General features: G+C 63.9%; 19 protein-coding genes. 5 read left to right on the forward strand and 14 right to left on the reverse strand.

What is annotated here, in order from left to right; translation table 11 throughout:
* Positions 1 to 28: 28 nt before the first annotated feature.
* The 11 genes from IC761_RS22720 to IC761_RS22770 form a co-directional block, all read right to left on the reverse strand.
* Complete coding sequence (locus IC761_RS22720) at positions 29 to 1,183, reverse strand: acyl-CoA dehydrogenase family protein (RefSeq protein ID WP_195798862.1); 1,155 nt, start codon at positions 1,181 to 1,183, stop codon at positions 29 to 31.
* Positions 1,184 to 1,214: 31 nt separating this feature from the next.
* The gene (locus tag IC761_RS22725) at positions 1,215 to 2,714 is read right to left on the reverse strand and encodes a tripartite tricarboxylate transporter permease (protein ID WP_195798863.1); all 1,500 of its coding nucleotides are present in this window, start codon (positions 2,712 to 2,714) and stop codon (positions 1,215 to 1,217) included.
* A gap of 12 nt (positions 2,715 to 2,726) precedes the next feature.
* A complete protein-coding gene (locus IC761_RS22730; RefSeq protein WP_195798864.1) occupies positions 2,727 to 3,194 on the reverse strand; it encodes a tripartite tricarboxylate transporter TctB family protein in 468 nt (155 codons plus the stop codon).
* Complete coding sequence (locus IC761_RS22735; protein WP_195798865.1) at positions 3,182 to 3,997, reverse strand: carboxymuconolactone decarboxylase family protein; 816 nt, start codon at positions 3,995 to 3,997, stop codon at positions 3,182 to 3,184. The genes IC761_RS22730 and IC761_RS22735 overlap by 13 nt, the downstream gene beginning before the upstream one ends.
* Positions 3,998 to 4,010: 13 nt before the next feature.
* Positions 4,011 to 4,784 (reverse strand): SDR family NAD(P)-dependent oxidoreductase, encoded by a 774-nt coding sequence (locus IC761_RS22740; RefSeq protein WP_195798866.1) that lies wholly within the window; start codon positions 4,782 to 4,784, stop codon positions 4,011 to 4,013.
* A gap of 11 nt (positions 4,785 to 4,795) precedes the next feature.
* On the reverse strand, positions 4,796 to 5,824 hold the full coding sequence (locus IC761_RS22745; protein WP_195798867.1) for an acyl-CoA dehydrogenase family protein: 1,029 nt from the start codon (positions 5,822 to 5,824) through the stop codon (positions 4,796 to 4,798).
* A 40-nt stretch (positions 5,825 to 5,864) separates the two neighbouring features.
* Positions 5,865 to 6,638: an SDR family NAD(P)-dependent oxidoreductase gene (locus IC761_RS22750; protein ID WP_195798868.1), complete on the reverse strand. Its 774-nt coding sequence runs from the start codon at positions 6,636 to 6,638 to the stop codon at positions 5,865 to 5,867.
* A gap of 46 nt (positions 6,639 to 6,684) precedes the next feature.
* Positions 6,685 to 7,896 (reverse strand): acyl-CoA dehydrogenase, encoded by a 1,212-nt coding sequence (locus IC761_RS22755; protein WP_195798869.1) that lies wholly within the window; start codon positions 7,894 to 7,896, stop codon positions 6,685 to 6,687.
* A gap of 56 nt (positions 7,897 to 7,952) precedes the next feature.
* Positions 7,953 to 9,170, reverse strand: coding sequence for an ABC transporter substrate-binding protein (locus IC761_RS22760; RefSeq protein ID WP_210338481.1), 1,218 nt, complete (start codon positions 9,168 to 9,170; stop codon positions 7,953 to 7,955).
* A gap of 63 nt (positions 9,171 to 9,233) precedes the next feature.
* Entirely contained in the window at positions 9,234 to 11,363 is a 2,130-nt protein-coding gene (locus IC761_RS22765) for an acetate--CoA ligase family protein (protein WP_195798870.1), read from the reverse strand.
* Between the two features lies 1 nt (position 11,364).
* Complete coding sequence (locus IC761_RS22770; RefSeq protein WP_195798871.1) at positions 11,365 to 12,135, reverse strand: enoyl-CoA hydratase/isomerase family protein; 771 nt, start codon at positions 12,133 to 12,135, stop codon at positions 11,365 to 11,367.
* A 186-nt stretch (positions 12,136 to 12,321) separates the two neighbouring features.
* Here IC761_RS22770 and IC761_RS22775 point away from each other — a divergent pair, with 186 nt between their 5' ends.
* A complete protein-coding gene (locus IC761_RS22775) occupies positions 12,322 to 13,299 on the forward strand; it encodes a tripartite tricarboxylate transporter substrate binding protein (protein ID WP_195798872.1) in 978 nt (325 codons plus the stop codon).
* Between the two features lie 25 nt (positions 13,300 to 13,324).
* Here the strand turns inward: IC761_RS22775 and IC761_RS22780 are convergent, their stop codons facing one another.
* Positions 13,325 to 13,999, reverse strand: coding sequence for a TetR/AcrR family transcriptional regulator (locus IC761_RS22780; protein ID WP_246791303.1), 675 nt, complete (start codon positions 13,997 to 13,999; stop codon positions 13,325 to 13,327).
* Between the two features lie 97 nt (positions 14,000 to 14,096).
* Between IC761_RS22780 and IC761_RS22785 the strand changes: the two genes are divergently transcribed.
* Positions 14,097 to 14,981 (forward strand): SMP-30/gluconolactonase/LRE family protein, encoded by an 885-nt coding sequence (locus IC761_RS22785; protein ID WP_195798873.1) that lies wholly within the window; start codon positions 14,097 to 14,099, stop codon positions 14,979 to 14,981.
* 7 nt (positions 14,982 to 14,988) lie between these two features.
* Here the strand turns inward: IC761_RS22785 and IC761_RS22790 are convergent, their stop codons facing one another.
* Positions 14,989 to 15,930 (reverse strand): LysR family transcriptional regulator, encoded by a 942-nt coding sequence (locus tag IC761_RS22790; protein WP_195798874.1) that lies wholly within the window; start codon positions 15,928 to 15,930, stop codon positions 14,989 to 14,991.
* Between the two features lie 143 nt (positions 15,931 to 16,073).
* Between IC761_RS22790 and IC761_RS22795 the strand changes: the two genes are divergently transcribed.
* The 3 genes from IC761_RS22795 (at position 16,074) to IC761_RS22805 (ending at position 18,079) form a co-directional block, all read left to right on the forward strand.
* On the forward strand, positions 16,074 to 17,165 hold the full coding sequence (locus IC761_RS22795; RefSeq protein ID WP_195798875.1) for an LLM class flavin-dependent oxidoreductase: 1,092 nt from the start codon (positions 16,074 to 16,076) through the stop codon (positions 17,163 to 17,165).
* 53 nt (positions 17,166 to 17,218) lie between these two features.
* On the forward strand, positions 17,219 to 17,713 hold the full coding sequence (locus tag IC761_RS22800) for a flavin reductase family protein (RefSeq protein ID WP_195798876.1): 495 nt from the start codon (positions 17,219 to 17,221) through the stop codon (positions 17,711 to 17,713).
* A 66-nt stretch (positions 17,714 to 17,779) separates the two neighbouring features.
* Positions 17,780 to 18,079, forward strand: a complete 300-nt coding sequence (locus IC761_RS22805; RefSeq protein ID WP_195798877.1) for a hypothetical protein — start codon at positions 17,780 to 17,782, stop codon at positions 18,077 to 18,079.
* A 389-nt stretch (positions 18,080 to 18,468) separates the two neighbouring features.
* Here the strand turns inward: IC761_RS22805 and IC761_RS22810 are convergent, their stop codons facing one another.
* Positions 18,469 to 19,452, reverse strand: coding sequence for a Bug family tripartite tricarboxylate transporter substrate binding protein (locus IC761_RS22810; protein WP_195798878.1), 984 nt, complete (start codon positions 19,450 to 19,452; stop codon positions 18,469 to 18,471).
* Positions 19,453 to 19,686 lie beyond the last annotated feature (234 nt).

Genomic DNA, 19,686 nt, shown 5'->3' on the forward strand with positions numbered 1-19,686 from the left:
CCGAACATGTTTGAAACCTAGCTACGGCTCACGCCGCATCCCGCAGTATAAGGCGCGCAATATTAAGCTGGTGGATCTGGCTGGTCCCCTCGTACAGGCGAAACAACCTGACGTCCCGGTACCAGCTCTCGATCGAGGAATGATCGGCGATGTAGCCGGCGCCACCGAACATCTGCACGCAGCGATCGGCCACCCGGCCGCACATCTCGGTCGCAAAGTACTTGCACATCGATGCCTCGAGCGCGACGTCTTCACCGCGATCCCGCTTGCGCGCAGTTTCGATGATCATCGATTGCGCCGCAAAGATCTCCGTCCGGCAGTCGGCGATCATCGCCTGAACGAGCTGGTAGTTCGCGACCTGCTCTCCGAACTGAACGCGTTTGCTCGTATGCTGGATCGCCATATCGAGCATCCGGATCGCCGGCCCGGTGGACAGGGCGGCCAGATGGATGCGCTGCTTGTTCAGCACCTTCATGATGGTCTTGAAGCCCACGCCTTCGCGGCCGCCGATCACGTTGGCCGCGGGCACGCGGCATTGATTGAAGTAAACAGCGCTGACGGGCGAGCCGGCCTGCCCCATCTTGCGATAGGGCGCGCCGGTCGAAAGGCCGGGACTGCTGCGCTCGACGATGAAAGCCGAAACGCCCGCCGCGCCTTTCGAATGCGGATCCGTTCGCGCCGTGACAGTGAAGACGTCAGCCAGGGGTGCGTTGGTGATGAAGCATTTCTCGCCGTCGAGGACGTAATGATCGCCTTCGCGGCGGGCGACGGTCCGCACGTTCGAGGCCTCCGAGCCGGCATCGGGTTCGGTCACGGCGAGGCAGCCGGTCCATTCGCCGCTGGCAAGGCGCGGCAGATAGGTCTGCTTCTGCTGCGCGGTCCCGTCGGCGACGATGCCCTCCGATCCGATGCCGGTGTTGGTTCCGACACGGGCGCGAAAGGCGACCGAGCATTGCGACAGTTCGAATGCCGCCAGAACGAGCTCCTCGGTGGTGAGCCCTGCGCCGCCATAGATCTCGGGGATGCTCCAGCCGAAGAAGCCCTCCGCACGCATGGTAGCAACGATATCCGCCGGGACCTCATCGTCTCTCTCGACGCGTGCCTCGACCGGAATCGCGACGTCACGGACAAACCGGCGAACCCGCTCCAGCAGGGCCTCGAAGACGGCAGATTCGCGGATCACGGCAGAGCCCTCCCGATGCGTCTCATCCTTGTCATTCCTGGAGCGCCTCCTCGCGTCGCGCCCGGATCGTCGGCAGCATGATCAGGAGAATCGCGATCGCGGCCGCGGCCAGCAGGCTTGCCGAGAGCGGCGAGGTGAGCAGCGCGGTGGCGTCACCGCGCGACAGCACCATGGCCCGGCGGAAGTTTTCCTCGATGGCCGGGCCCAGCACCAGACCCAACAGCAGCGGCGCGGCCGGCAGTTGCAGCTTGATCAAGACATAACCAAACACGCAGAAAGCGGCTGCCTCATAGACTTCGAACGTTCCGCTGTTGATGGAATAGACTCCGATCGAGCAGAACACCATGATCGCCGGGAACAGGTATCGATAAGGGATGGTGAGCAGCTTCACCCACAGTCCGACCAGCGGAAGATTGAGGATCAGCAGCATCAGATTGCCGACCCACATCGAGGCAATCAGGCCCCAGAACAGGGTTGGATTCTTAGTCATCACCTCCGGACCCGGATGGATGTTGTGGATGTTCATGGCGCCGACCATCAGCGCCATCACGACGTTGGAGGGGACCCCGAGCGTCAACAATGGAATGAACGAGGTCTGGGCGCCGGCATTGTTCGCCGATTCCGGACCGGCGACGCCCTCGATCGCGCCCTTGCCGAACTGCTCGGGATGCCGCGACAGCTTCTTTTCGAGCGTATAGGACGCAAAGGACGAAAGCACCGCGCCGCCGCCGGGCAGGACTCCGAGCAGCGTCCCCAGCGCCGTGCCGCGCAGTACCGCCGGTATCATGCGGCGGAAATCATCGCGGGTCGGAAACAGATTGGTGATCTTCTGCGTAACCAGCGACAGCTTGTCGTCCTGCTCGAGATTCTTGACGATCTCGGCAAAGCCGAAGATGCCCATCGCCAGCGGAACGAAATCGAGGCCGTCGAACAGCTGCGGAACGCCGAAGGCAAACCGCTGGCTGCCGCTGCTGAGATCAGTGCCGACGAGACTCAGCAGCATGCCAAGCACGACCATGCCAATGCCTTCAATGAAAGGGCCGCTCGACAGCACCGAAGCAAGAATCAGCCCCAGGACCATGAGCGCGAAGAATTCCTTGGGGCCAAACAGCAGGGCGGTCGCGGTCAATGGGCCCGCCAAGGCAGCGATGGCGAGCGTCGCCACGCAGCCGGCGAAAAACGATCCAATCGCCGCGGTGGCAAGCGCGACGCCGGCGCGGCCCTGCTTCGCCATCTGGTAACCGTCGAGCGTCGTCACCACCGAAGACGACTCGCCGGGCAGATTGACCACGATGGCCGTGGTCGAGCCGCCATACTGCGCACCATAGTAGATGCCCGCGAGCATGATCAGCGCGGCATCGGGTTGCAGCGCGTAGGTGATCGGCAGCAGCATCGCGATGGTCGCAAGCGGACCGAGGCCGGGAAGCACCCCGATCAGCGTCCCCAGCAAGCAGCCGAAGAAGGCGTAGAGCAGATTGGTGGGTTGAGCGGCGGTCGCAAATCCGATCGCCAAATTGTGAAAGAGATCCATCGATCGGCTCGTTCAGTTGAGAAGGGACGGCCAGACGGGCAGTTGCAGCCCGAGGCCATAGACGAACACGGCCAGACACAGCACAATGAGAACCGCCGCGTTGGTCAGCGCTCCGATCCAGGTGAACTCGGGACTGGCCTTGCTCGACACCATGATCAGGACGAACAGCGCGCCGACCAGGCCGAGGGGAAACAACAGGGCTCCGAACAGGATCACGGATCCGGCCACCCAGACGAGCCCTTTTAGGTCCCATTTGCGCAGCACCTGCCGGTCTGTGGTCGATTTCAACGCGCCAAGCATCACGACGAGACCGATCGCGGCGAGCACGATCGCGAGCAGACGCGGGAAATAGCCCGGCCCCATTCGCGCCGTAGTGCCCGCGGGGTACTCCAGGGCTCCGACGAAGAAGAAGGCTGCAATGGCGAAAAACAGCGCACCCGACACAAAGGCCCTCTGATTGCGGATCGTCAATCCTCGCATTCTTGCTGTCCTCCCTGGCTCAGTCTTTCCCCCGTCTCGCCCGGCGACGCGCGTTCATCGAGGGCTTCCATCAGAACCGGTACGCCGACGGCGCAGGCGTGCACGCCAAGATGCGCGGTCATCTGGAGAACTTGCCGAATCTCCCGCTGGTCAATACCGAGCCGAAGAGCCCGCTTGATCTGCACACGCAGTCCGTGCGGATCGAGCGCTGTGAAGCAGGCGTTCAAGGCGAGCGAGATCAGACATTGCGACCGTCGGTCGAGACCACCTCCAGCCTGCGGGTCCGCGAGGAGATCCAGCAGGACAGCGAAATAGCCGGGATCGTATCGCAACCATTGCTCGCAGAAGTCCGGCCAGTCCCCGAATTGCGCAACGTAGGCGTCTCGCAGCACTTGCTGTTTATGCGAGAGTTCGGCACGATCGACCTCAAGGCCCGCGCTCGCCAATTCTTCCGCCAGGATACCGATGCCAAGGTTGCACCCGTCCAGCCCCTGAACCGTCGCGAGGCGGAACACGTCGGTGATCTCCCGCGCCGTGGCCCCTTCCTGAAGCGCCAGCCGCAGGTGCAATGCGAGCCCGGAGCGAAACAGATGCGTTGCCGATCCATCGAGCGCGACGTAGATCAGCTCGCACATCTTGCGCGATAGCGGCCCCTTCTCTGCGGCATAGCCGGCATATTTGCCGTACGCCTGGAGGAACGCCGGATCGAGCCGCAACAACCCCTCCGTCCAGGGCCGCCAATAGCCGCGCGCCCTGACATAGGCGTCCTTCAGGGCCTGCTGTTCCGCCGTCAAACCGGACATCACGATGGTCCTGTCAGGCAATGTTGGTCAGCGTGATCCCGCCATCGACGGTGAGCACCTGCGCCGAAATGAAGCCGCTCTCGTCGCCGGCAAGGAAGCAGATCGCCTTGGCGATGTCGTCGACCGTGCCGAGCCGGCCCAGCGGCGTCCGTGCAATCCGGCGCGCGTCGAGCTCGGCGTTACGGTTGCGCATCGTGCCTTCCGTCGGAATCGCCGACGGCGCCACGGCATTGACGCGAATGTTGCGCGCGCCGAGCTCGGCTGCGGCCGCGCGCGTGACGCCCATGATTCCGGCCTTGATGCCGCTGTAGACGATGCTGTTCTTGGCCGAGATCAGGCCGGCAACGGAGGCGACGTTGACGATGGCACCGCCGCGCTCCGCATCCATGACCTCGGCGGCAGCCTGGATTCCCCAGATCACCGCCTTGAAGCCGATGTTGAGCATGCGCTCGACCGTTTCCGGAGCGATGTCGGCGGTGGACTGATAGCGGACCCATGCTGCGTTGTTGACGAGGATGTCGAAACGCCGCTGCTGCTCGGCCAGTCCAAGAATCGCTTGGCGCATGCCGTCGCGGCTGGCCACGTCCTGCGTGACGGCAACCGCATTGCCGCCGGATGCCTTGATCGCGTCCACCGTGCTGCCTACGAATTCCGGCTTCAAATCATTGACGCCGACGATCGCGCCGCGCGCTGCGAGCTTGAGTGCCGTTGCGCGACCGATGCCGTTTCCGGCGCCGGTGACGAGTGCGACGCGGCCTGCGAGCGTCTGATCCCTGGTTTCGGTCATGGTCATCTCCCTCACGCTCCTGCTTCCGCAAACGGAGCAACTTCCGATACGTAACGGCGGCCGAATGCGCTGATCAGGGCGCTGGCATCACCCTGCGCCTGGAGCGTGCGGATGCGACGGAGATGGCGGTGCACCGGCACATCCCATGTAAAACCCATGCCGCCATGGATCTGCAACGCGCCTTCGCTGATCGAGCTGCCATAGGTCGCCGCGGCGAGAAACGCCGCATCGCGCTGACGTGCACCGCCATCATCGGACAGGCTGCGCGTGATGGCATGACGGATGCTTTCGAGCCCGAGCTTCTGGCGCGCCAACGCGTGGCGGATCGCCTGGTTGTAGGACAAAGCGTGGCCGAACTGGCGGCGGGTCGAGGCGTGCTCCTGCGCGAGCGCCAGACATGCTTCGGCCGATCCCAGGATGGCCGCCGCACGGAGCACGTTGGCATCCGAGTTGAGCAGATCCCATGTTCCCACCGGCAGGATGGAGCCGATCGGGATTTCGACTTTCTGAAGTCGCACGGCGTGTTCTGGCACCGTCAGGTCGAGGCCGGCGGCTTCGTCGACGAGAACACCTTCGGCCTTCGTCGCAATCAATGCCACAGCGCCCGCACTCATCCGCACCAGGATGTAATCGGCCATCGCCGCGCCGGGCGCTCGCGCGAGCGAACCGCTCAGCAGCAGCAATCCGCCCTCGCGTTCGGCGATGGCCTCACCATGCCAGGCGATCGTCGCCAGCGTCTTGCCGGAGACGATCGCGGCGGCGAGACGTGGCAGCGACGACTGAAGCAGACGGCCCGCGAGAATGGTCTCCAGAAGCGGAAATCCAAGCAACCTCGCATGCGCGGCCGCGATCACCGGCACCGCGAAACCGAGCGGCAGGGCCAGTCCGCCCACCTCCTCGTCCGCGATGACGCCGAGCAGACCATCACCGGCGAGATTTTGCGCCTGTTCGCGCACCTCCAAACCCGCACATGCGGCCGCTGCGCGAGCAGCGGTTGCCGCGAACTCGTCGGGCTGAAGTCCTTCGCCGGGCATGGTCATGATCTTCCTCTTTCGAAAACTGTGCGACTACAACTGCCCACTACGCGAGAAGCCCGCCGTCGACGGGCAGGATGACGCCATTGACATAGGACGCCATCGCCGAGGCCAGGAATATCACCGGCCCGGCGATCTCGTCGGGCTGACCCACACGCTTCAGCGGGGTGCGCGCCATCAGGCCGGACAGCCTCGCCGGATTTTCGCGGGTGGTCTCGCTCATCTCGGTCTCGACGATGCCGGGCGCGACGGCGTTGACCCGAATACCGTCCGGCGCGAGATCGCGGGCGAGCGCCTGCGTGAACAGCCTCACCGCACCCTTGGACGGCGAATATCCAAGAGTGCCACCCATGCCGACAAAGGCCGCGGCGGAAGCAACGTTGATGATGGACCCCCGCGTCCTGCGCAACGCAGGAATGAAGGCATGAACCACGTTGAAGGTGCCGTTGACGTTGACGTCGAAGACCTGGCGCCAGTTCTCGTGGGCGCGCGGGCTGTCGATCGGCTCGCGAATGATGATTCCGGCGTTGTTGACGATGACGTCGGCGGGGCCGATCTCCTCGTCCACGCGCTTCGCCATATCGCTGCACGCCGTAGGGTCAGTCACATCGAGCGCGTAGGCGATCGCGTCCTTGCCTCCGTCCCTTATCTCGCGAGCGGCCGCATCGGCCCGCTCCTGCCGCAAGTCGGTCACGACGACCCGTGCCCCGGCGGCGGCCACACCCAATGCGATGGCGCGTCCGATCCCTTGGCCCGCTCCCGTCACCACGACGAGACGATCCTTCAGCAACCCCGCTCCCTGGCCCTGACCTACGGACATCACCGGCTCCCTGCCGTTCGCAACGAGGCAATGCGAAGAACGACCATCACTTGCCTCGCGACAGCTGGAGGATGCGATCGGCGATAATGCCAAGCTGGATCTCGGTCGTGCCGGCATAGATAGTCTCAGCGCGCGCCTGGAGATAGATCGCCTCGAACCGTCGCCGCGCCACCTTGATCGCGGGAATCTGCGGCAGCGACGCCTGCTGAAGCAGTTCGAGGGCGAGTGCGGCAAAGCGCTGATGGGCTTCGCTCCAGTAGAGTTTTGCGAGACTGCCGCGTGCCCCGATCTTGTCACCGTTGGCGAGCGCCTCGACGGCGGTCTCGACATGCGCCTTCAGCACCTCGATCTCGACTGCGACCTCGCCGAGCCTGACCGCGTAATGGCGCTCGGCGACCATCTCGGACAGCGCGGCATCCGCCTTGCAGGCCGAAATCAGATGGCGCAGCTCGTTCTCGAATCGCCAGGCGCGATACATGCGATTGGTCGCCCGCTCGATCTCGAGCACGCGGATCGCTGCGGCCCACCCTTCGTCGGGCGCGCCGATCGCATCAGCCTGGGCAACCTCGACCTCGTCGAAGAAGACCTCGCAAAAGCTCTCGCGCCCGTCGATCGACTTGATGGTGCGCACGCGCACGCCCTTGGCATCGAGCGGCACCGCGAACATCGCAAGGCCGCGATGGCGATCCTCCAGCGGCCCGGTGCGGGCGAGCACCAGGCAGCGCTGCGACCGGTACGCACCGCTGGTCCAGATCTTCTGGCCGTTGATCCGCCAGCCGTCACCGCTCCGCGTGGCACGGGTGCGAAGCCCCGCGAGATCGGAGCCGGCCTCGGGCTCGGAAAATCCCTGGCACCAGATGTCGCGCATCTCGAGGATCGCAGGCAAGAAGCGCCGTTTCTGCTCCTCGTTGCCGACGGCCAGGATGATCGGACCGGCGAGCTCCTTGCCGATCGAGTTGACGCTCTCCGGCATCGCAAGCCGACCGATCTCCTGGTTGGCGATCAGATGTTCACGCAGCGTGCGACCGTGCCCGCCATAGGCCTGCGGCCAGGTGATGCCGGTGAGACCGGCGCGGTACATCGCCGCCTCCCAGGCGACGGATTGCTGGAGCGTCGGCGCCGCGAATGCAGCGCTGTCGCTGCGGAAGCTAGCCGGCAGATTGGCATGCAGCCAGCGATGCATCGCGTCGCGATAGGCCTCGCCCGTCAGGTTCTCACCCGCGACAGCTTGCGTCGATACCGCTTCAAGTACACTCATCGCTTGCTTCCCGCTTTCGCCGTAGGTGCCGCAATACCCTGCCGGGCCGTCCGTCTTCACTGCGACTTGAGAAGATCGCAGGCGCTTTCCGACGCCGGGCGCCACGCATCCTCCGGCGCGATCGTGCCGGTGATCTCGTAATAGTCGTAGGTGTATTTGGATTCCGCCGGCGCCTTGATCCGCGCGACATAGAGCGGGCGCATTACCTGGCCGTCGGCCCGGATGCTGACATTCTTCATTTCGAAATCGTCGACCGGCGTGCTCTTCATCCGCCGCATCACGGCATCGCCATCGTCGGAACCGGCGGCCGCCACCGCCTTCAGATAATGCGTGATGGCGCTGTAGGTGGCCGCCTTGCCCTCGTTGAGGAGCTGGCCGTTGGTCGCCTCCGCATAGCGTTTGGCAAAGGCCCGGCTCTCCGGCGTCATGTCCCAGTAGAAGGGCGTCGTCAGCCGCACGTTCTGGAGATCCTTGAGCCCGATGCCATGCGTCTGGCTGATCATGAGGCCGAGGGGGACGAGCAATTGGGTCTTGGTCAGCCCGAACTCCTGGGCCTGCTTGATCGCATTGGCGAAATCCGCGCCCGAATTGGCAAGCGCGATCGCCTTGGCGCCGCTGGCCTGCGCCGTGAGCAGGAACGAGGAGAGGTCCGAAGAGTTCAGCGGATGCAGCACCGACCCCACCACCTTGCCGCCGCCGGCCTCGATGAACTTCGTCGCATCGGCCTGCCAGGCCTTGCCGAAGGCATAATCGACCGTCAGGAAGAACCAGCTGTCGATGCCCTGCGCCAGCAGGGCTTTCACCGTTGCCTTCGGCTGGGCATAGGTATCGACCACCCATTGCGTAGTCATCGGCGAGCATTTGTCGTTGGTGAAGAACGAGCCCGCCGTGCCGGCCAGCATGTAGGGCTTCTTGCGGTTCTTCATGATCTCCTGCACGGCAAGCGCGATCGACGACGCCGAGCAGCCGACGATGGCGTCGACGCCTTCATTGTCGACCCAGCGCAATGCGATCGCGACGCCGACATCGGGCTTGTTCTGGTCGTCGGCGATCACGAGCTCGATCTTCTTGCCGTTGACCGCTCCGCCGAAATCGGCGACCGCAAGCTTAGCGGCCGCGACCGAGCCAAGGCCGCAATTGTCAGCATAGGGGCCATTCTGGTCGTTCATGATGCCGATCTTGATCACGTCGCCCGAAATCCCCTGCGCGGACACGGGCGCCTGCGTGAACAGCAAGATCATCATGCCAAGCGCAGCGACCGTCCATCTCATCATGTTATCCTTCCTGCTTCCCTGCGTTTCCTCTGGGCCTGCTTTTGCGGCCTCTTGTCGTTGCGTTCAGTGTCCCTGGATCGGCCGTTCGCCGTGCGGGATCAGCAGCGCGTCCAGCGCCACGGCCCCCTCGCCTTCGGCGCGCAACAGCAGCGGGTTAATGTCGATCTCCGCGACCGTCTCGGCATGCGCCGCGGCGAAGCGCGACAGCGCGGCAACGGCGCGGGCCGCGGCGTCGAGGTCGGCGCGCGGCCGGCCCCGCGCGCCGTCGAGCACCGCAAACGCCTTGAGCGATCTGAGCATCGCCATGGCCTGCGCCTCGCTGACCGGCGCCATCTGCACGGCGGAATCCTGGAGGATCTCCGCAAAGATGCCGCCGAGGCCAACCATCACCACCGGACCGAACACCGGATCGATGCGGCTGCCGAGAATGAGCTCGGCGACGCCTTTGGCCATCGGAGCCACGATCACGCCGTCGATCACCGCCTTGGGCGCCCTGGTTGAGACGCGATCGCGCATCTGCGCATAGACGCGCCGGACCTCGGCTTCCGAACCGAGGCCGACGGCCACACCGCCCACTTCCGTCTTGTGCGGCAGATCGGGCGAGGCGATTTTCAGCACCACCGGATATCCGATCTCGGTGGCCGCACGCACCGCCGCGTCCGCGTCCAACACCAGACGCTCGGCAAGCACGGGAACACCGGCACCGGCAAGCGCGCGCTTGGCACCGAGCTCGTGGCGGAAGGCGTCTGCGGCAAGCGGCGCTGCCTGCGCGACTGCCGCTGGCTTGTCTTGTGGACGCTTCGATGCAGCCTGCAACCGCACCAGCGCGGCGACGGTCGCGCAACAACCGTCGAAGCTCGCGATCGTGGGAAAGCCCAGCGCGTGCAGCTCGGCCAACGCGTCCTCCGGACCGTCGACACACAAAACGATCGCACGTGCGGGGAATTGCGCGCGCATATTGCGCAGCGTGTCCATGTAGATGGAGCGCAAGCGCGGCAGATGCAGCGAGAACGGCAGCGGCAGGATCACCGTGTCGGCGCGATCGTCCGCCACGACCGCGGTCATGATCTTCTCCAGCAGATCCGGGCGGCTCGACATCTGCGCCGTGGCGTCGACCGGATTGCGGGCCGATGCAAAGGGCACGAGCTCCAGAATCTTCCGTTGCGTGTCGCCGCCGAGCTCGGGCAACGACAATCCCACCGACTGCGCGGCGTCGGCAAGCAGCACGCCGAAACCGCCGGAGGCGGTGAGGATGGCCACACCCGGCCCCTTTGGCAGCCGGTCCGGCAGCAGGATCGATGCGGCGTGGCCGAGATCGATGAGCTCGTCGATGCTGCGAACCCGCACCGCGCCGCAACGGGCAAACAGCGCATCGAACACGGCATCCGACCCCGCCATCGCGCCGGTGTGGGAGGCCGCGGCGGCCTGGCCCGCCGCCGAGGTCCCGATCTTCATGGCGACAACCGGCTTGCCGGCATCGCGTGCCTCCTCCATCGCGGAGATCAGCCGACCGGCGTCGCGGCAGGCTTCGAGACAGCACAGGATCACCTTGGTGGCGGGATCGCGCGCCATCCAGGCGATGCCGTCGGCGATGTCGATGTCGCACTCGTTGCCCGTAGTGATGAAACGGCTGACGCCGACGCCACGCTCACTGGCGAGGCGCATCGTATAGCTGCCGAGATTGCCGCTCTGCGACACGATGCCGAGCGCGCCCGCGGCCGGCATGCCGTGCTCGAGCACGATCGAAAACGTCGCGATGCTCTTCTCGGCAACGCTGACCGCGCCGAGGCAATTCGGCCCGAGCAGGCGCATGCCGCCGTTGCGCGCGGCAACGCGCAGCCGTTCCTGCATGGCGCGGCCCTGCTCGCCGAGCTCGGCAAAGCCCGACGAGAATACGACGACGCTGCGGACACCTCGGGCAGCGCACTGTTCGACCGCCTCGCCGGCGCGCTCCGCATCGACCGCGACGATGGCAAGATCCGGCGCCTCCGGCAGGTCGGCGACGGAGGCGTAGGCTTGCAATCCCTGCACCGTCGCAGCCTTCGGATTGACCGGATAGATGCAGCCTGCATAGCCATGGCGGCGCAACAGATCGACCGGCCGGCCGCCAATCTTGGTCGCCTCCTGCGAGGCGCCGATGATCGCAATCGAACGCGGCGACATCAGCGCGTCGAGACCTTCTCCCGGCCGCATCTCAGCGCCCCTTGAAAACCGGCGCGCGCTTCTCCAGGAACGCCTGCCGCGCTTCCTTGGCATCTTCCGTCTTCGACAACGCCATCGTGATGTTCTGCTCGAAACGATAGGCGTCCCGCGGCGGCATCAGCTCGACCATGTTCGCCGCATTCTTGGCGTACTCCATCGCGATCGGGCTCTTCGAGGCGATTTCCCTTGCGATCTTCATCGCTTCGGGAATCAGATTCTCCTTGGTCGTGCAGGCCTCGATGACGCCGAGGCGATAGAGTTCGGCGGCGGGCACGCGGTAGCCGGTGAAGAACATGCGGCGCATCAGTGAGCGACCGAACAGCGTATTCAGCATGGCCGCACCGCCGGCGAGACCGACATTGATCTCGGGCATGCCGAAGACGGCCTCCTCGCAAGCGTAGAAAATGTCGCAAGAGGCCATCAGGCCGACGCCCGCGCCGAGCGCAACACCGTTGATCGCCGCGATGACCGGTTTGGCGCATTCACGGATGCAATTGCCGGTCTCGCGCGTGATACGGTTGTGGCTGTGGAACGCGCCGATCTTGGCCGGATCCGGACGATCCTTCAAATCCGCGCCGCTGCAAAACACCTTTCCGGCTCCGGTCAGGATCGCGACCCTGACGTCGGCGCGCTCGGAAATCTCGTCGAACACGCTCACGATGCGGTCGCGCATGGCGCGGTCGAGCGCATTCACCGGAGGACGGTTCAGCGTCACCAGCGCGATGTGATCGGACACTTCAAGGGTGACGATATCTCCTGACATGGCTTCCTCCTGGGCTTCCGCTTGCATTGTGTTCGTCTTGCTTAGCGCCTGACCGATCGGTCAGCTTTCTGTGCTGATATCACCAACTGCGCTTACTTGCAATATCCTCTCGATCTTCTATTGACCGACCGATCGGTCAGCCGATAGATTCACGATAAGCAAGAACGAACTTGAGGAGGACTCCCCATGCCCAGGATCAGCCGACGCCAGGCGACAGCTCTGATCGCCGGCGCCCTCGCCGCACCACTTGGCGCGCCTGCCATCGTGAGGGCGCGCTCGTCGCAGATCTTCATCATCGTGCCCTATGCGCCAGGCGGCTCGATTGACAGCCTGATGCGCTCGATCGCAAAGGCGATGGCCGAAACTCTCGACCAGCCGGTGCTTGTCGACAACAAGCCGGGCGCCAACGGCATCGTCGGATCGCAATATGTGGCGCGCGCGCCGAAGGACGGATCGGTCCTGCTGGCCGGCGGCACCGGGCCGATCTCGCTGAACGTGCTGTTGCGCAAGAACCTGCCCTACAAGCTCGAGGACTTCGCCTCCGTCGCCATGCTCTGCAACGGGCCGCTGTCGCTGACCGTAAACGCGCGGACGCCGGCGACTGACGTGAAGAGCTTCATCGCCTACGCCAAGGGGCGCGACAAACCGCTGTTCTACGCCACGCTCGGTCCGGGCAGCGTCACGCATTTGTTCGGGATCATGATGGGCAAGTCGATGGGATTTGCCGTCACCGACGTCGCCTATCGCAACAATCCGGCTTCCATCATGGAGACGCTGTCGGGAGAGTGCGATCTCAATTTCGCAACGCCCGCCGCCGTCATCGAGCACGCGCGCGGCGGCCAGCTTCGCATCCTCGCGCTCTCCTCGGACAAGCGCATGGCGAGCTATCCTGAAATACCGACACTGGCCGAATCCGGTTATCCAGACCTCACGGCATCATTCTGGACCGCGCTGCATGCACCCGCGGGCACGCCGCGCGATGTTATTGCGCGGCTGAATGCGGCAACCAACGCCGCGATGCAGAAAACCGAAATCGCAAACCAGCTCGAGACCGACGGCCTGATCGCCGATACCGGCGCACCGGAGCGGCTCGACGCCCAATTGACCAAGGATGCGGCGCTCTGGGGACCGGTGATCAAGGCGCAGAACATTGCTCTGGAATGAGGCGTTGCGTCCGCAGCCTGGCTGGTCAACGCGATTTTCGCCGGCCGGCCCGCGGCGGCTCTACCCTGGGAAGCTCGACCCGCTCGCCGCTTCGCAGGCCGTTGAACAGCGTGTCGAAGAAGATGTCCGCGATCTGCTCCGGCGTGGCTGACTTGTTCGGATTGTACCAGCGATGCATCCAGTTCAACGAGGAGAGGATCAGCCGCCCGGTCATGGGAACATCGACCTTGCGGATTTCGCCGGCATCGATGGCTTCCTGGATCAGGCCGCGCAGAAAGTTCTCAAAGCGGTCGCGACGCGTCAGCCGCTCCTTGTGCCGCTGGCGATCAGGATCGTTCCAGAAGGCGGTCGTGGAGGCGATCCAGGCCCAGCGATAGCGCCGGAAATATTCCGCCGTGGCGACCATGAAAGCGCGGATCTTCTGCGAGGGCGGGCCGTCGGGAATGCGATCGCGCACAAACAAATAGAGTTCGAGCGTCGAGCCCACCGCCACGCGCGCGTAGATCTCGTCCTTGTTGGAGAAGTGATGATAGAGCAGCGACTTGGAGATGCCGCAGGCGAGCGCGATGTCGCGCATCGAGGTTCCCTCAAATCCCTTGCTGGCGAACAGCCGCCCGGCCTCGGCGAGGATCTGAAGCACGCGATCCGACGCCTCGGCCTGGTTCGCAACGCCATCCTTCATCGTTGACAATTCGGTCATGAACTCCGCAATCCATCCGTCGTCCGAGGGTCCTTAGAATGAAACTAGTTTTTCACCGACCGATCGGTCAAGCCCGGCGATTCCGGTGCGAGCAACCATGAGCGCGGTCCGGATCAGGCGCATCGGCGCGACCAGGGATCAGCTCGGCGAGAGCCCGGTGTGGGATGAGCGCCGACAGCGCCTCGTCTGGATCGATGCACTCGCCGGATCGATTCATGCGCTCGATCCCGTCACAGGTGCCCTCGAGCTGTTCAGCGTGCCCGCGCCGATCGGCTCGCTGGCGCTGCGAGGTGACGGCGGCGCAGTGTTGGCCCTGCGCAACGGATTTGCGCGCTATGATTTCGATGGGTGCGCGCTGACGGAAGGCCCGTCGATCGGGCTCGACCACCCGAAGGTACGGCTGAACGACGGCAAGGCCGATCCCCAGGGGCGTTTCCTCGCAGGCACGATGCATGGCGACCGCGCGCCGGACGAGGCGCCGCTCGGCGGCCTCTATCGCCTTTACGCATCGGGCGCTCTAGAACTGCTGGAGACCGACCTCGCGGTGAGCAACGGACCGTGCTTCAGTCCGGACGGACGAACATTCTACCTTGCCGACAGTGCGAGGCGGATCATCTGGGCCTACGACTACTGTCAGGATGGCCCACTCACGAACAAGCGCGTCTTCGCCAACACGATAGCGCACGGATCCGGCTCCGACGGTGCGACGGTCGATTCCGAAGGCCACCTCTGGTCCGTCCTCGTGCGGATCGGCAAGGTCGCGCGGTTTGCGCCGAATGGGACGATCGCGCGGACGATCGACATGCCGACCCGTCATCCGACCAGCGTGACCTTCGGCGGACCCAATCTCGACGTTCTCTACGTGACATCGATCTCGCGCAGCCACGCTCTTGCCGACGATCACCCCGATGCCGGCGGCTTGTTCGCCGTCGAAGGCCTCGGCGTTCGCGGACTGCCGGCGCACAGATTTGGCTCGGACTGACCCGCAGCTATGGCTCCGATCTCTTGATCTGACTTTTGACTTGGCTTTTGACCTGCCGCGGCACGTTCTCTGCCATGTAATCCACGAATACCCTGATCTTCTCCGGCAGATAGCTGCTCTGGAGAAACGTCGCATAGATCCCTTCGTCGAAGGTGGAGTTCGTCACCCGGAATCCCGGCAGCAGGCGTAGCAGGCGCCCGCTCTTCAACTCCTCAGCCACGGTGTAGTCGTCCAGCAGGGCGATGCCGTGTCCGGTGACGGCGAGATCGCACAGCACCACCCCGTTGTTGCTGCCGAAGGACGACGGCACGACGATCTCGCGCAGCTTGTTCCTGCGCATGAACTTCCAGACCACGTCGTCGGGGCCCATCCAGTAGGTCAGGCAATTATGGCGGGTGATGTCCTCCGGCTCGCGCAATTTCGGCATCCGGCCGACATAGTCCGGCGAGGCCACGAGAATTCGCTCGCTCCGCAGCAGCCTTCGCTGCATCAGGCCCGGGTCCTTCGGTGCCTGGATCTGGAAGTCGACGTCGAATTCGTCTTCGCGAAGCAGGGCGCGCCGCTCGGACAGACGCAGCTCCACCTTCAGCTCCGGATAGAGCTTCTGAAAGCCCGGAATCAGAGGCGACAGCACCTTGATGCCGAACAATGTCCGCGAATGCACCCGTAGCGTTCCGCGCGGCGCGGTCTGGAGGGCGAGCGCCGCGGCCTCGGCATCCTCGATGCCGTGCAGCACCTGCTCCGTCCGCTGAAAGAAGATCTTGCCGGCATCGGTCAATCCGAGATGGCGTGTGCTGCGGTTCAGAAGCTGTACGCCGAGCTGCGCCTCGAGCTCGCCGATGTAGCGCGACACCGACGCGGGCGAGAGCCCGACGCGGCGCCCGGCCGCCGAAAAGCTGCCCTCGCGGACGGCGCTGACGAACAATTCCATGGCCTGGAGACGATTCATCGATCTTTTCAGATTCTGCAAAGGACATGCTCAGATTACGTCAATTGTTCGAAAAAGCTCAAGCCCGTAACCTCCTGACAACGGATCGCAAAAGCGACCGGCGGATCGCAAGCGCGACCGCGATTTGGCGGAGGACCCAACCGATGGAATTCGGCGTATTCATTCTGGCGCAGCAACGCGGTTATCATCAGACTTCGCAGCAGGTCATCAACAATGCCGTCGAGCAGACCGTTGCGGCCGAGCAGGCCGGCTTCGATACGGCCTGGTACGCCGAGCACCATTTCAACAATTACAGCCTCTGTCCCTCGCCGCTGATGATGGTCGCGCATTGCGCCGGCCTGACCAAGCGCATCCGCCTCGGCTCTGCCGTCTGCGTGTTGCCGCTGTACAATCCGGCGCGGCTGCTCGGCGAGATCGGCTTTGCCGACACGGTGTCGAACGGCCGCCTCGATCTCGGCATCGGCTCGGGCTACCAGAAGTTCGAGTTCGACCGCTTTGGTGTGAATCTCGACGATTCGCATGCGCTGTTCGCCGAATTCTACGATGTACTACAAGCCGGCATGCGGGAGCGCATCTTCTCCTATTCCGGCGAGCACCTAAAGATGCCGCCGACTGCGATTGCGGTGCGCACCGTGCAGACACCGATGCCGCCAATCTGGGTGACCTCTGGACACGGCGAGACGCTCGGCCGCGCCGTCCGCGACAACCACAATCTATTCGTCACCGCGCTGCTGAACGGCCTCGACGCCATCAAGGCTCTGCGTGAACGTCTCGAGGGCATTGCCGCGAAGGAAGGGCGTTCGATTGATGACACCCGGTTCGGCTTCCTGCGCTGCGGCTATGCCAGCGACAACGAAAGCGAGATCCAGTCCTATCTCGACAATGCGCGCTTCCAGCGCCGTCTCTCCGAGAGCCTGAAATTCCGCCGCGCCCAGAGCGACGACGGCTATCTGATCAAGGAAGAGGCTGGTCCGAACGACATGAGCCTGGAGACGATGCGCAAGAACCTGCCCGTCGGCAGCGTCAATCAGGTGATCGACCGCATGCTGGAAGAGATCAGCATTCTCAAGCCGACCCACATCGCGCTTCAGACCCAGCTCGGCGATTTCGACCAGCGCACGGTGCTGCGCCAAATCGAGCTGTGGGGTAGCAAGATCATTCCCGCGATCCGCAAGGAGCTGAAGTCCGGCCGAACCGAACGCGGCGGGATCGCGAGCGAAGCGATCTCGGCCTAGCGCACCGCTCGGGGCGACTCCGGAGGTACGTCATGGGATGTCACATGCCGCAAATGGGCGATTTCCGCTCAATCGAAGCCGCCGAATTTCGGCTAGCCATGCGCAATCTGGCGAGCGGCGTCGCGATCGTGGCGACGGGAGCAGAGACTGCGCGGCGCGGGCTGACGGTCAGCTCCGTCACCTCGCTGTGCATGGATCCGCCCTGCCTGCTCGTCGGCATCAACTCAAGCTCCGAAACGCATGCCGCGATCCTTGCCAACGGCCGCTTCGGGGTCAGTCTCCTCGGCAAAGGGCAAGAGGATCTAGCGCTGCGTTTCGCCGGCGGCATCAAGGGCATCGACCGCTTTACGACGGCACCATGGGAGCAAGGCGTTCTCGACGTGCCGCTGCTCGAAACCGCGATCGGCGCATTGCAGTGCGTGTTGCACCATCACCAGTTGGTCGGCACGCACGGTCTCTTCATCGGCAGGATCGTGGCCACCCGTGGCGGGAACGGCGATCCGCTCGTCAATTTCCAGGGCGCGTTGCGAGCGTTGCCGCAGGCGTAATCGATCTTCGATGATGCCGACCCGCTACCATCGCCGGACGGGGCAGGATTGCAAAGGAGTGGCGTCGTGATCATCGAGTGCTACGACGGCGGCATTGTCCGACTGGCTGACCCCCTCGACTTCCGCAAGTTCAAGCTGGTGCTGCATGCCGACGCCCGGCGCGAAACACAGAGTTGGAATGGCATCACGCTTTTGGACGATCGCGATGCGCTTGTTGCGATCGATCTTGTCCCTACCTTGGCGGGTCGGCCTCATGATGCAAGCTGGGACCAGCACTACGCGGAGATGGTGGCAAAGGCCCGCGAGCATGGCTGGATCGATGCCGAGCGGCACGCAATCCGGGCACATATTGAACGAATGCCTTAGGGCTGCAGGACCGCCAGCCATCGACACAGGTTGCCGGAATGAAACTCTGACATCCTTCGATAAGTGTTTGAATGCAGCGCATCCATTCCTCCAGCCCAGCTCGTCCCGATGTTTGTTTTGGACCGATGCCAGAGGCACCAAAATGGATGAACAACCGAAATCTTGCGCATCTGGAGAGGACGGGGCGCGGGCCCGCGACCTCTCCGTGCGGGACGACCGCCGTCGTTTGGCTCTCGATCGATCCTCCATGTCACGAGATCGATTGAGAAAATTTCCTTGACCAAGCCGTGGCAGATCGGCCGTTGAGGTTCATCGTCCGCATTGCGCAGGTGTGATGCTTCATGCAAGCGATCGCCGCGCGACGGCTTGGCAAGGCAAGTCCTTGATTTTTATTGAAGCCCGATCGACTTGATCACGGGTGCCAGGCTTGCCGAAGTGGCATCAACAATTCGCTGGAATTTATCCGGGCTGGAATCACTGTCCGGCTCCATGCCCTGAAGACGATAATTCTCCTGGAGTGCTGGGTCGGCCATCGCCGCGCGTGTCTCCTGCGCGATCCGGTCGATGATTGTATCCTTGGTCATCTTCGGTGCGAACAGGCCGAACCATCCCTCATATCGTAGATCCGGCATCCCTGATTCAATTGCGGTCGGGATGTCCGGCGCACCGCTCAACCGCCTGTCGGTCGTGACCGCAAGCAGCCGGATCTTGCCGGCCCGACTGAGTTGCTGCAACTGAACCGACATCACGGCAATGACAAGAGATATCTGACCGCTCACGACGTCACTGGTTGCCTGGGAGCTCCCTCGATACGGAACGTGGACGATGTCGAGCCCACCTGCCTGCTGCTTCAACGATTCGCCGACGAGGTGATTGCCAGTGCCGATGCCCGGCGTCCCGTAGGACAGCTTGCCGGGATTGGCCTTCGCATACGTAATCAGGTTTTGCAAATTGGCTACCGGCAGCGAGGGGCCGACAGCGAAAACCAGCGCAGTGTTGATCAGGCGGTAGATCGCCCGGAAATCGCCGGCGGAATAAGCCGGATTTCGCGTTATCAGCGGAATGATGACCTGGGTGCTGCCATTTCCCAGGAGCAGCGAATAGCCGTCGGCGTTCTCGCGCGCGACCGCGGTCGTTCCGATCGCACCGCCCGCACCGCTGACATTTTCGACAAAGCTCGGACCGAGCTGTGATGACATCTTTTCGACCCACGGACGTCCGATCTGATCACCCGGGCCGCCGGCCGCATACGGGATCACCAGCCGGATGGGGCGGGAGGGATAATCGGCGGCCTTTCCGCTGCGCGGAAGTCCAGCGATCGTGGCTGCAAATGCAGCCGTCTTAACGAGGCGTCGCCGCGAGAGGGAGGGCATGTCTTATTCCGAAAGTCGACAGCTGTTGATGAGGCGGGACCGGCTCCCGAAACTCCAATCGCAGCAGGCCGCGGGCGTCGTCAATGACACACGCGGTTGGCGAAATGACACGACCCACGTGCGCGACGGGATCCCCACCTCGTTTGCGGCATGCACCCCCTGCGTGGAGCTTACGGCTGCCCGACTGAGATCGCTCTCAACCACTGGCTTAAGCCATTAATTTAACAACGGTAT

This window comes from Bradyrhizobium commune (genome assembly GCF_015624505.1).
GTDB classification, from domain to species: Bacteria; Pseudomonadota; Alphaproteobacteria; order Rhizobiales; family Xanthobacteraceae; genus Bradyrhizobium; species Bradyrhizobium commune.

Excerpts from the sequence above, each read along its gene's own strand:
- IC761_RS22735 (WP_195798865.1), bottom strand. The coding sequence starts at position 3,997 with ATGTCCGGTTTGACGGCGGAACAGCAGGCCCTGAAGGACGCCTATGTC.
- IC761_RS22795 (WP_195798875.1), top strand. The coding sequence starts at position 16,074 with ATGGAATTCGGCGTATTCATTCTGGCGCAGCAACGCGGTTATCATCAG.
- IC761_RS22770 (WP_195798871.1), bottom strand. The coding sequence starts at position 12,135 with ATGTCAGGAGATATCGTCACCCTTGAAGTGTCCGATCACATCGCGCTG.
- IC761_RS22725 (WP_195798863.1), bottom strand. The coding sequence starts at position 2,714 with ATGGATCTCTTTCACAATTTGGCGATCGGATTTGCGACCGCCGCTCAA.
- IC761_RS22800 (WP_195798876.1), top strand. The coding sequence starts at position 17,219 with ATGGGCGATTTCCGCTCAATCGAAGCCGCCGAATTTCGGCTAGCCATG.
- IC761_RS22745 (WP_195798867.1), bottom strand. The coding sequence starts at position 5,824 with ATGACCATGCCCGGCGAAGGACTTCAGCCCGACGAGTTCGCGGCAACC.
- IC761_RS22785 (WP_195798873.1), top strand. The coding sequence starts at position 14,097 with ATGAGCGCGGTCCGGATCAGGCGCATCGGCGCGACCAGGGATCAGCTC.
- IC761_RS22765 (WP_195798870.1), bottom strand. The coding sequence starts at position 11,363 with ATGCGGCCGGGAGAAGGTCTCGACGCGCTGATGTCGCCGCGTTCGATT.
- IC761_RS22760 (WP_210338481.1), bottom strand. The coding sequence starts at position 9,170 with ATGATGAGATGGACGGTCGCTGCGCTTGGCATGATGATCTTGCTGTTC.
- IC761_RS22790 (WP_195798874.1), bottom strand. The coding sequence starts at position 15,930 with ATGAATCGTCTCCAGGCCATGGAATTGTTCGTCAGCGCCGTCCGCGAG.
- IC761_RS22730 (WP_195798864.1), bottom strand. The coding sequence starts at position 3,194 with ATGCGAGGATTGACGATCCGCAATCAGAGGGCCTTTGTGTCGGGTGCG.
- IC761_RS22775 (WP_195798872.1), top strand. The coding sequence starts at position 12,322 with ATGCCCAGGATCAGCCGACGCCAGGCGACAGCTCTGATCGCCGGCGCC.
- IC761_RS22755 (WP_195798869.1), bottom strand. The coding sequence starts at position 7,896 with ATGAGTGTACTTGAAGCGGTATCGACGCAAGCTGTCGCGGGTGAGAAC.
- IC761_RS22740 (WP_195798866.1), bottom strand. The coding sequence starts at position 4,784 with ATGACCGAAACCAGGGATCAGACGCTCGCAGGCCGCGTCGCACTCGTC.
- IC761_RS22810 (WP_195798878.1), bottom strand. The coding sequence starts at position 19,452 with ATGCCCTCCCTCTCGCGGCGACGCCTCGTTAAGACGGCTGCATTTGCA.
- IC761_RS22780 (WP_246791303.1), bottom strand. The coding sequence starts at position 13,999 with ATGACCGAATTGTCAACGATGAAGGATGGCGTTGCGAACCAGGCCGAG.
- IC761_RS22750 (WP_195798868.1), bottom strand. The coding sequence starts at position 6,638 with ATGTCCGTAGGTCAGGGCCAGGGAGCGGGGTTGCTGAAGGATCGTCTC.